The sequence below is a fragment of the Pontibacter virosus genome (assembly GCF_003096355.1).
Lineage (GTDB): Bacteria > Bacteroidota > Bacteroidia > Cytophagales > Hymenobacteraceae > Pontibacter > Pontibacter virosus.
Genome location: NZ_QEKI01000006.1, coordinates 311547 through 321206, shown reverse-complemented (window position 1 = coordinate 321206; position 9660 = coordinate 311547). Strand labels below are relative to the sequence as shown.

Genomic DNA, 9660 nt, shown 5'->3' with positions numbered 1-9660 from the left:
GCTCCATTGGAATAAGGTATAAAAACTAAATGGTACAACACAATGCATGCTCAACCTTCGCTAACGCTTCAGGCTCCGCATGCACGCGGCCCGTTCTACGTAATAAAAATTAAAGAAAAGTTGAGTGTATATGAGTCTTTATAACTATTTATACTACCACTACTATCTACTTTTCTACAAGTGGCGCAAAGATGATATACCGGAATGGAATGCAGTTTTTGCACTCTCAATTTTTTTGATTGCTAATATATTCATCTTGGCTTTCTTATTAGGACATAGACCAGGAAATAACTTTGACCCAAAAATCGTTGGAGGCATCTTTGGATTTCTTATAATCCTATTGAACTACATTATTTACATAAGGAATGACAATTACAAATTAGTTGCGAAACGATTTAACCAAAGGACTAAAACCGAAGAAAAAGCAGGGATAGCAATTGTGATATTATGCACAATTGAAGGTTTTTTACTTCCTTTCATTTTCGCCTATACCCACGGGTTTGGCTTATATTAAAAATTGATAAAAAGGAATAATTCCTACGTAGAACATTGTGCATAAGCCATGCTACGGCCGACGGCCTTGCACGCCTCATGCACGAGGCCGTTGAACCAAAATCAAACATAATGAAGAAGATCTATATACTCCCATTGCTAGCGCTAACTTCTATATCATCATATGGTCAAGGCCAAATTAAGAAGTATGTTGAAAGCAACACCATTCCTATAAACTCTATACAACCTGATTTTGCCGATTATACTGATCTGGAACAGATAGGTAAAGCTGTTGGCGACGCCAGAATAGTAATGCTTGGCGAACAGGGGCATGGAGACGGTGCCGCGTTCTTGGCTAAAACAAGATTGGTCAAGTATCTGCATGAACAGAAAGGATTCAATGTGATAGCCTTCGAAGGAGACTTCTTCGGGTTGAACGCTGGCTGGGACGAAATACCCAAGGAGAAGGAGCAGATTAGTAAGTTCCTATACGACAATCTTTACACCATCTGGACCAGGAGCAAGCAGTGCAGCGACCTGCTTTACGACTACATCCCCAGCACCTACCAAACCAATACGCCACTGCAGGTAACGGGCTTCGATAACAAAGTCTATTTAGATCATTCTCCTAGGTATTTGAAGACTTACATTGATACCTACCTGCGGCAAACAGACATCCCGTTTGTTAATACCAAAGCCTATCAAGAAGAGTTCCTCCCTGCAGTAGAGGGGCTCACCAAAGGATGGCTTATCGGTAAAGACACCGAGTTGAGAAGCCTTGAGGATCAAGCTGGCCTGATTATTCACCAATTGGAAGAGCACAGGAATCAATACGGTTGGCTCTTGCTTAAGAATATCCAAACCTTTGCGGCTGTAACCCGGACAGCCAGAAACCAGCGCGAAGCCAACGAAACCAGAGACAGGCAGATGGCCGAAAACTTGGAGTGGTTGTTGCGAGAGAAGTTTCCAAATGAAAAGGTGATCGTCTGGGCTGCCAATGCCCATATTTCCAAAAACGCGACTACCGCCTTCAAATTCGAGAAGTCGAGACTAAACTGGATGGGTACCGTCTTTGCTAGCGACAGCCTGAACGAGGCCAGCACCTACGTCCTAGGCCTTGCTTCCAGAAGCGGTTTTCATCAGAACGTACTGCAGCCTGCACCCTCAAAAGTAAACTCTCCACAAAAAAAGGGCTTCGAGAACTGGATTGATAAGGTTCACCAATACGCCTTCGTGGATTTTAAGCGCTTCAGGAAAGACAATCCCACTTATTCCGACTACTTTCTAATGAAAGGGTTCGGGCATAATAATGATTTAGCTGATTGGACTCAGGTGTTCGACGGTATCTTCTTCATCAGCGAGATGACACCAAGTGAAAAAATGAATTAGATCTTAGTTCAACAAAGCCTATAAGATAGCTACGCCACCTTATAGCCCAGCCGTTAGATGCAATTCATGTAATATGGAAAAGTTGTTTTTTACAATGTTATTAGTCTTTTTCTTGACCTACAAGGGGTATGGCCAAGTGAAACAACATGAGATTGTAGTTGGAAATGGCATGTTAACAATAAATGGCTATCAACTTATATCCGAAACAAGTGTCGAAGAACTTGATGGATTGTTAAATGAAAAAGGCATAGTTATAAAACATAAAAAGCACAGCTTTAAAGACAGACATCATGGAACGAGACATGTAATACCCAAATACGTTGAGATAATCTATAACCAGAGCGGTTTGGTTTTTAAAGGGTCAGACAAAAGCAAAATATCTAAGCTTCAGATTAATTTTCGTTCAAAGGATTTAACCGAAAAATATGTCATGGCTGCTCTTGAGAAAGAGTACGAACTAAAGAGAAATGATTCGGGCTTCAATCTTACAAAAAACCAATATACGCAGACTTTCAAAGACATTTACATGAGCACGTTTGAACCTTGGACGGAACGAACATATTCAGGTAAGTTATTTTTCTTGAACCATGAAATTGTTGCGGACAGCTCTCTGAACGACTTGGCCGATGCAGCTCTCAATCTTTATGAACAGGCTTTTTTTGATAAAGATCTGTTCAATGAAAAATTTAGCTGTATGATACCTGCCGCCGTAATTGCAGTTGGGTTCTGCGAATGCTCTTCAGATGGAACAAGACTTATACTTTTTGATGAGGATTTGAAACTTCAAATTGTCCGATACAATTTTGGACAAATATAAAAGCATCTAACATCATGTATAGCACATGCCCTTCGGGACACGTGGCATACACCAGTCCGTTAGGCTTCAATAAAATCATAGATGTTAAGACTATTCAGAAAAAAGCTTCCACACTGCGATAAGCTGTTCAAAGAGTATTTAAGCCCATGGTATCCAACAGAAGACAAGCCTGAGATGACTCGTCCAGATATGTATATCATAGCTGGCTACGAAGAACAACCTCTTGACCTGGATGAACTTCAGTATTTGCCAGAAGAATTGCTGCAGGAAGTAAAGAATTCAATTGCAATAATAACTGATGCAGCCTTACAGGACTATCAAAACATCATAGAAGCTGATAGATTAAGCCTTGAAGTACTTGATAAAGTAGATAGGTATTACGACAAAGCAGCAGTTGCACAGATAATAAAGGAAAGTGACCCCAAAGATTACTCCAACCAGTACTTAGTTTCTGTTTGTGAGTTTGGAGCCACATTAGGTTACTTGTTCAACCAGTCAAGTGAGTTTGGCTGGCTTTACTCTTACCCTTACTTTCATTCTATCATTGTGCATAAAGAAACGGGGTTCGGAATCACTGTTTTCGACTGGGCGGTGAAAAAATTCAGCGAGTACGGTATAGAAGATGGGTTTGTCGCTAAGTTCCATGCTGCGATAAACGGAATAGAGGACCACCAGAAAGAGAAAAATATCGGAGCCTAACCCAGTACATAAACCATGCTGCGGCTATGCCTTGCCCGCTTTATGTACAAGCCGTTGTGTTCAATTAGTAATGAAAGAAGGATACAAGTTTATAAAGCTACCTGACGGAAGTGTACGTGAAGTCGACTGGGCAGAACTGAATCAGTTGAAGAAGGATATTCTATGGATTTTCGACGAGAATTTTGGTGACATTGGAAATGCCTTTGTTCCACCCGAATCATTTTCATTGAAATATTGGGAGTATCTGACTTTGAATGGAGATAAATGGTTTTATGAAGAAGAAAGAGCCTTCTATAATCGGGGAGTGCTTGTAGTATTATTATGCTTATGTTCTGAATATATTGATGTCGCAGGCGGGAGCCAAGATGTTTTTAACCGTAAGGAATTGCCAACTGTTGCAAAATATGTTGAAGAATACCCTCCAAGAAGCCAACAGGAGCAGCTAATTAAAGATAGAATTTTATTAGGGTTAAGCATCGCTCAATCAATGACCGAAGATGATGTGAGAAATAATGAATTTGTGCATGAAGACAATGACAAGTACTACCAAAACATCAACATCATAGGTAATGCTTTCATTTTAGACTATTACAAATCAAAAATGAAGAATAACTAAACACAACCCAGTTCAGCCTTAACCCTTGCTACGCTTCGGGCTTCGGCTGCACAAGCACGTTATGTGTAATTTTAGCTAAAAGCCAATGTACAAAGGAGAGCCCTCTGAAGGTATTGAGTTTTACAATTTGTTGTTCAAGAGCGATGATTTTAATGCAGAGTTAGGCAAAGTTGCTTTGGCTGCAGGAAGGCTAGAAGCAGAACTAATGCGCTTTCTGTATCGCAACGGAGTTAAAGAAAAAGTAGTTGGTTCTACCTTAGGTAAGCTAGTTGATTTGGGGAATAAGCATAAATTGTTTGATAAGAATTTAGCTATAGCACTAGATATAACTCGCAAACAGAGAAACTATTTAACACATAACATTTATGCATTACTCACCGAACTTATCGATGAGACAATACTTAAAAGAAGCAACTTGCTTGATTCAGATGTGCACACTTATGAAGAACGAGCGTGGCAATTAAGAGGGAATCTAGTAGCATTAGCCGATATAATCAGTGAGAAATAAATGAATCTGTTCATCTTCTTAAGTGGCCCTGCAAGTTTCGCTGATTTGATGTTGCTTGTACTGTTATGGATAGTTGCACCTATTGCACTCCTCTATCTTGCAGTTAAAATCCTCATGGTTCTGACACAGAAGAAGAATGAAGGATTTGACTACTGGTCCTCTTTTGACAACTTAGTTAATTCACTGCGTGAAAGAGATGAACAGGTTATAGCTAAAGAGTTCGAAGAATCGAAACGATTAGTTAATGGGACAACAGACGGATGGTTCGAATTTCTTAATGACTTTAGAAGTGCAGTAAATAAAAATAACATGATGTTGACAAGTGAAGAATCTACAACTGCACATGATTTAATCGATTCTTTGGAAGAAACACTTAGAAAAAATAACAACACATAACAAAATGCAGCCTTAACCCTTGCTCCACTTCGTGCTTCGGCTGCACCAGCACGTTGGGCTTCAATTGTAATTATGAAGAAAATATTCCTTCTTTTTCCTCTTCTCTTATTCTTAACCTCATGCTTTGAGAGTGATCCAGAGCATTATGAAAATGATGAAGCCTTCGTCATGCGTACAGATTCAATTTCGCCTAACCAAGAGTATAGAATTGTAGAGTACCAGTTCGATCATGGAGCACACGGCTACTCAAGAATGTTTTGGGCTATTGTACCAGCTAATAAAGAAAATATTAACCTGAAGGAATACATACTACCAGACGGCTATAAAACTTTAGGATGGACAAGTGACAATAAAGCTGTAATTGAAAAGTGGGAACCTTATTATTATAAAGACAAAGAAGTAACCCTTAAAACGGGAGACCAATTCAACGGCGTTACTCTTGAGTTAAGTAACTAAGAAAAAAATCGTAGCCCAACAAGGTTTATACCCTATGCTTCGGCTGATTGCCTCGCACATGGTCTACACCAAGACGTTGTAAGTAATTTCTAAGATAAGATGGGAGTACATTTAAGAACAAATCAGTATATCTACGAAGTAGGCTCAAAGGACTTCCTGATTTCCTTTTTTGACACTATAGAGGTTCGTCTCGCGAGAAGTTGGTTTGGCAAAAAATATCCAACAATCCTGAACGAATTCTATAATGGTAAAGTGACTGTTAAGAATTTAGAAAGTGCCGAGAAAGAGTTAAAGGAGATTCGGGAACGCTTAAAGAAGTTTGGACCATCAAAGGTAGTTTGGGATAAAACAGACTTGTCAAAGCAACCGCCGTGGGGCGATAATATTAGTCCAGACATCACAGACCTATCAAATTATTTTGTGACTTCAGACGGAGAAGATTTATTCGAAGTAATATTTGAAGCTATTGTAAAAGCAAAAGAAGAAGATAGCGAGTTGATAATAGAATAAAAAATCTTCTTACAACAAAACCTATAAGGCAGCGACGCCACCTTATAGCCCAGCACGTTAGGCTCAATTTCCAAGAAGAAAATACATGAAAAAGAGTATAAGAAAGTATTTGGGACTTGTATTTGGAGCAATCTCATTAACTCTTCTAATGATAACCATTCTGAATCCTCCAACTGATTTTGATGGGGGACCAATGCTTGCCTATAATTTCTTTTTCTTCTTCCCAATGCTTTTTGGCATAGGAATATTTTCAACCTTGGCTATCATTATTTCAGCTAGGAGATTGAGTAGAAGTAAAAGAGTAAATAAGGGGCTTAGCATTTCATCCTTTGCCCTTTCTAGCCCAGGAATAATCTATTTCGCTCTTATGCTCTTACGCTTTGTCATGATAACATCTGAGCCAGAGCCTGTCTTAAGGCCAGAACAAATACATAACATTTCGACGAGTTTAGTATTGAATGGAAAAACAATCCATCTGACAGGGTTCAACTTCGGTACTGACTACGAAAGACGTAGAGTTTACATTTCTGCGATACCATACTTCAATAAGGAATTTAAAGTTCAGGAAGCTTATTTCTGTCAAGGCGACTCAGAGTTCGAGCTTTTCTATTCCAATGATACTGACTCTGTTTATGTCTATATACCTGATTCAGAGCCAATGTATCGCAACGTAAATGCTGAAAGACTTGACAAGGTGCCAGTTCGAGCTATACAACTTAATAGTCAACAGATTGATTCGTTGAAAAACTTAAAATCAAATGAAATTAAACGGTTCGTCTGGTAAGAAAATACAGAGCCTAACCCTGTGCAGCTTTAACCCTTGCTACGCTTCGGGCTTCGGCTGCACTAACCGTTATGCGGCAGCTTAAAGGACGACACAATAACAGAAAGAAAATGGGACATAAAAAAGTTTGTTTAGAATGTAGATTGACACTTAACAGACCATTTGACAGTGGTTCTGAACAAACATATCCTTGCCCTGAGTGCGGAAAATCAATGACACTTTTGCCTCACAGATTTAGACCACCTAAAAAGACAGAAGACAAAAAATGGGAAACAGTTAAGTTTCTAATTGAAAATGGATTTTATTATCAACATATATACGAAATAGTTGAAACCAAAAATGGAGTGACGAACTATCAGAATTATGCGAAGTATCCTGACAATCTTCGAGACGCTAAGGAATTTGTTGAACAATATAAAGACCAAGCACGAAAATGAAGGAAGGAAAACTCAATAAAGACGAAAAACAGGCGGAACTTTCAAAGTATCGAGACTTGGTATTGGCGACACTTGATTATTACCTTGACAACAAGGGATTGCAAATCAAGACTGCTGACTTTGACACTCAAGAACACTATAAAGGCCTTAAAATACAAACTGAAGAACATTACCAAAAAGGACGACTAACACGACTAAAACAATGGTTTCGGGACTTGACAGAAATGCAGGTAGAAACAGGCGACTTGAAATTCAACAAGTATCTGCAAGACAAAACCAAGTATGACATAGACATTTTTAAATCCTATTTCCAACGAATAGACAAATTAATTGAGAAAGGAAAAATCACAACAGACAATCAATTTTACGACATCAATATGATGGTTGACCAACTTTGCCAAACAGAACCAGTTGACAATGAAAAAATAGGAATACTAAACAAACTTTTAAGTGAATATGAACAACGAAAGAGAAGAAAGCCGACCGCATAACAGGCGTTTGGCTCAATGGCGGGTGACGTGGTTAATTGAACATTCTGCCTCGCATCAACTTTTGTGGTTTATTGACAGTTTTGTGCTCCGAAATCCGCCACTGCGCCAAGCGCCAAAACGTTGGCGGTAATATAAAGTATCTAAACCTTTTGAAAGAAGTGAAAAGTCTGCTCTTCATCTTATTTATTGTGCTTTCTTTCCATTCATCATATGGGCAGATTGACGGGCTTTATGGTTCCGACATTCGACTCTTTAAAGGTGACTCTTGGGAATTAGCACAAGCAGTAAAGCAGCAGAATGTAAAGAAGATAAAGCAGTTAGTATCTCAAGGAAAAGTAAATGTAAACCTTCAAGAGCCAAGGTTTGGAAAGACGCTGCTTATCTGGGCTGTATTGACAGACCGCTACAAATCTGTACAGGCTCTACTCGAAAGCGGGGCTGACCCAGAGATAAGGGATACTTACAGCGGCACCTCTGCTTTGATGGAAGCAGCTGATAAAAGTGAGACTTCTGAATATGTTAAGCTTCTTTTGAAGTATGGCGCTAACCCTAACATTGATGCAGATGCTATAGAACCTAACAGGGTAGCAACACCCTTGATAGCAGCAGCTGGAAACCGATTTGAAAGTGTGAAGCTATTAGTAGAGGCAGGTGCCGATATTAACTATGTGACACGGCATAATGGTTCTGCTTTAAGAGCTGCCTTGAATGGACAGGACGTAGATATAGTAATGTACCTGCTTATAGTAAAGGGTGCTAAACATGATTTAACCTTTGGCGATAAATCTGATGGAAGCGAGATTAAAATAATGCACAAATTAAGGAATTGGACATTCCCACTGGATTCTGAAATGTATAAAAAGAAAATGGAGATTGTGGCTTTTCTTCAAGAGCGGGGGATGGATTATTGGAAAGCACCAGTTCCTAAGCATTACTATTCTATCTACCCTAAGGAATACCTTGAAAAGTATTAAAAAAGACTATCCGCCAACACAGTGCATAATTAACGCTTCGGCTATGCCTCGCACATATTATGCACAAGCACGTTGGCCGTGATTGGGATTATTTTCAAATTTCAAAAGTGGCGTGTCTTTCAGGTTTTCAGGGGCTGGAGGGCATCAAAGGCCACTAAAGCGGGCAACGATCAGGAAAAGAGCCAAAGGAAGAAACGGGGTTTCTGACCCGAAGTCTTGCTCGGCGGTGCCGGGAGAAAGCCAGCGTTTTCGGACGGGGGCGTCCAGTCAAGACTTTGGTGGGGCGAAGTTAGCGTCGGGAATTGACAAAGTCAAGGGGCTGACTTCGGCACGAGTGGCTCTTTTACAGAGGGTTGCCCAGCAATAGAGAGGCCAATGATTGAATTAGTCTTTCTTTGGATGGTGGCCAGCCCCGAGCCTGACGCCTTCTGCAACGTCGCCAATCGAACATTAACGGCATTGCCTCCGGCTAAAGCGCCACTTAGAAGGAATTTAAAAGGAGAAAATAACCCAACCAGAAAGGCTGTTTTCCCTAAAAAAAATAAAAAGAAAAAGTTCGCATAACCCGGGAGAAAAAAGGGAAAACAACCTCGACCAACACTGTCCAGATGCCATTGGAGGAAATTTGCTGAGCACAGCGAACCTCCAACGAAACACCATCTGGACTAATCGTTAGGTGTCACTACAATGGAAAAAGAAGATCCTTATATTCCCTATAAATACGAACTTATCGATGAAGAGACAGTTCAGATATATTTTCCTGAAGAATACTTTTTCCCGGCTTTTTTAGATACTATAGATATAATAAAGAAGGAAAGTTTCTATCCAAGAATTAAACATATAATCTTAGATCTTAGAGAATGTAAATATCCTCACGGTATTGGATTTAGTTCAGAAATTCAAGATTGCTATATTGATGCTAAAGCTGAAAATAAGAAAGTTTATTGGGTTGGGAGTTTAAAAATGCACCAAGTGCTCGAGAATTTAGTAGCAAAATACTATGATGAATTTATTCCCTTTTATTCATCTATTGAAGAAATTAAAAAATAGCATACACCTAACAAAACCTAAAGCACATTAAAACGTGCCCT

The 9660-nt window shown here is 39.5% G+C and carries 14 protein-coding genes; all 14 read left to right on the top strand.

Features of this window, described 5'->3' with window-relative positions:
- Positions 1 to 624: 624 nt before the first annotated feature.
- The 14 genes from C8E01_RS11970 (at position 625) to C8E01_RS11905 (ending at position 9619) form a co-directional block, all read left to right on the top strand.
- Positions 625 to 1881, top strand: a complete 1257-nt coding sequence (locus C8E01_RS11970; protein ID WP_165820622.1) for an erythromycin esterase family protein — start codon at positions 625 to 627, stop codon at positions 1879 to 1881.
- Positions 1882 to 1954: 73 nt separating this feature from the next.
- Positions 1955 to 2698 (top strand): hypothetical protein, encoded by a 744-nt coding sequence (locus tag C8E01_RS11965; RefSeq protein ID WP_116543674.1) that lies wholly within the window; start codon positions 1955 to 1957, stop codon positions 2696 to 2698.
- Positions 2699 to 2779: 81 nt separating this feature from the next.
- Complete coding sequence (locus tag C8E01_RS11960) at positions 2780 to 3397, top strand: hypothetical protein (protein WP_116543673.1); 618 nt, start codon at positions 2780 to 2782, stop codon at positions 3395 to 3397.
- Between the two features lie 70 nt (positions 3398 to 3467).
- Entirely contained in the window at positions 3468 to 4013 is a 546-nt protein-coding gene (locus tag C8E01_RS11955; RefSeq protein ID WP_116543672.1) for a hypothetical protein, read from the top strand.
- An 85-nt stretch (positions 4014 to 4098) separates the two neighbouring features.
- Positions 4099 to 4521 (top strand): hypothetical protein, encoded by a 423-nt coding sequence (locus tag C8E01_RS11950; protein WP_116543671.1) that lies wholly within the window; start codon positions 4099 to 4101, stop codon positions 4519 to 4521.
- Positions 4522 to 4917 carry a hypothetical protein gene (locus C8E01_RS11945; protein ID WP_116543670.1) on the top strand — a complete coding sequence of 132 codons (396 nt, stop codon included), beginning with the start codon at positions 4522 to 4524 and terminating at the stop codon, positions 4915 to 4917.
- A 72-nt stretch (positions 4918 to 4989) separates the two neighbouring features.
- Complete coding sequence (locus C8E01_RS11940; protein WP_116543669.1) at positions 4990 to 5373, top strand: hypothetical protein; 384 nt, start codon at positions 4990 to 4992, stop codon at positions 5371 to 5373.
- Between the two features lie 99 nt (positions 5374 to 5472).
- Complete coding sequence (locus C8E01_RS11935; RefSeq protein WP_116543668.1) at positions 5473 to 5883, top strand: immunity 70 family protein; 411 nt, start codon at positions 5473 to 5475, stop codon at positions 5881 to 5883.
- A gap of 85 nt (positions 5884 to 5968) precedes the next feature.
- The gene (locus C8E01_RS11930; protein ID WP_116543667.1) at positions 5969 to 6667 is read left to right on the top strand and encodes a hypothetical protein; all 699 of its coding nucleotides are present in this window, start codon (positions 5969 to 5971) and stop codon (positions 6665 to 6667) included.
- 110 nt (positions 6668 to 6777) lie between these two features.
- Complete coding sequence (locus C8E01_RS11925) at positions 6778 to 7104, top strand: hypothetical protein (protein ID WP_133242761.1); 327 nt, start codon at positions 6778 to 6780, stop codon at positions 7102 to 7104.
- Positions 7101 to 7595: a hypothetical protein gene (locus C8E01_RS11920; protein WP_116543665.1), complete on the top strand. Its 495-nt coding sequence runs from the start codon at positions 7101 to 7103 to the stop codon at positions 7593 to 7595. The genes C8E01_RS11925 and C8E01_RS11920 overlap by 4 nt, the downstream gene beginning before the upstream one ends.
- 158 nt (positions 7596 to 7753) lie before the next feature.
- Positions 7754 to 8569: an ankyrin repeat domain-containing protein gene (locus C8E01_RS11915; protein ID WP_243409544.1), complete on the top strand. Its 816-nt coding sequence runs from the start codon at positions 7754 to 7756 to the stop codon at positions 8567 to 8569.
- 375 nt (positions 8570 to 8944) lie between these two features.
- Positions 8945 to 9133: a hypothetical protein gene (locus tag C8E01_RS11910; protein WP_116543663.1), complete on the top strand. Its 189-nt coding sequence runs from the start codon at positions 8945 to 8947 to the stop codon at positions 9131 to 9133.
- A 123-nt stretch (positions 9134 to 9256) separates the two neighbouring features.
- A complete protein-coding gene (locus tag C8E01_RS11905) occupies positions 9257 to 9619 on the top strand; it encodes a hypothetical protein (RefSeq protein ID WP_116543662.1) in 363 nt (120 codons plus the stop codon).
- Positions 9620 to 9660: the final 41 nt, after the last annotated feature.

What these genes read in the sequence shown, in the direction of transcription:
- C8E01_RS11970 (WP_165820622.1), top strand. Translation starts at nt 625, where the DNA reads ATGAAGAAGATCTATATACTCCCATTGCTAGCGCTAACTTCTATATCA.
- C8E01_RS11965 (WP_116543674.1), top strand. Translation starts at nt 1,955, where the DNA reads ATGGAAAAGTTGTTTTTTACAATGTTATTAGTCTTTTTCTTGACCTAC.
- C8E01_RS11960 (WP_116543673.1), top strand. Translation starts at nt 2,780, where the DNA reads ATGTTAAGACTATTCAGAAAAAAGCTTCCACACTGCGATAAGCTGTTC.
- C8E01_RS11955 (WP_116543672.1), top strand. Translation starts at nt 3,468, where the DNA reads ATGAAAGAAGGATACAAGTTTATAAAGCTACCTGACGGAAGTGTACGT.
- C8E01_RS11950 (WP_116543671.1), top strand. Translation starts at nt 4,099, where the DNA reads ATGTACAAAGGAGAGCCCTCTGAAGGTATTGAGTTTTACAATTTGTTG.
- C8E01_RS11945 (WP_116543670.1), top strand. Translation starts at nt 4,522, where the DNA reads ATGAATCTGTTCATCTTCTTAAGTGGCCCTGCAAGTTTCGCTGATTTG.
- C8E01_RS11940 (WP_116543669.1), top strand. Translation starts at nt 4,990, where the DNA reads ATGAAGAAAATATTCCTTCTTTTTCCTCTTCTCTTATTCTTAACCTCA.
- C8E01_RS11935 (WP_116543668.1), top strand. Translation starts at nt 5,473, where the DNA reads ATGGGAGTACATTTAAGAACAAATCAGTATATCTACGAAGTAGGCTCA.
- C8E01_RS11930 (WP_116543667.1), top strand. Translation starts at nt 5,969, where the DNA reads ATGAAAAAGAGTATAAGAAAGTATTTGGGACTTGTATTTGGAGCAATC.
- C8E01_RS11925 (WP_133242761.1), top strand. Translation starts at nt 6,778, where the DNA reads ATGGGACATAAAAAAGTTTGTTTAGAATGTAGATTGACACTTAACAGA.
- C8E01_RS11920 (WP_116543665.1), top strand. Translation starts at nt 7,101, where the DNA reads ATGAAGGAAGGAAAACTCAATAAAGACGAAAAACAGGCGGAACTTTCA.
- C8E01_RS11910 (WP_116543663.1), top strand. Translation starts at nt 8,945, where the DNA reads ATGATTGAATTAGTCTTTCTTTGGATGGTGGCCAGCCCCGAGCCTGAC.
- C8E01_RS11905 (WP_116543662.1), top strand. Translation starts at nt 9,257, where the DNA reads ATGGAAAAAGAAGATCCTTATATTCCCTATAAATACGAACTTATCGAT.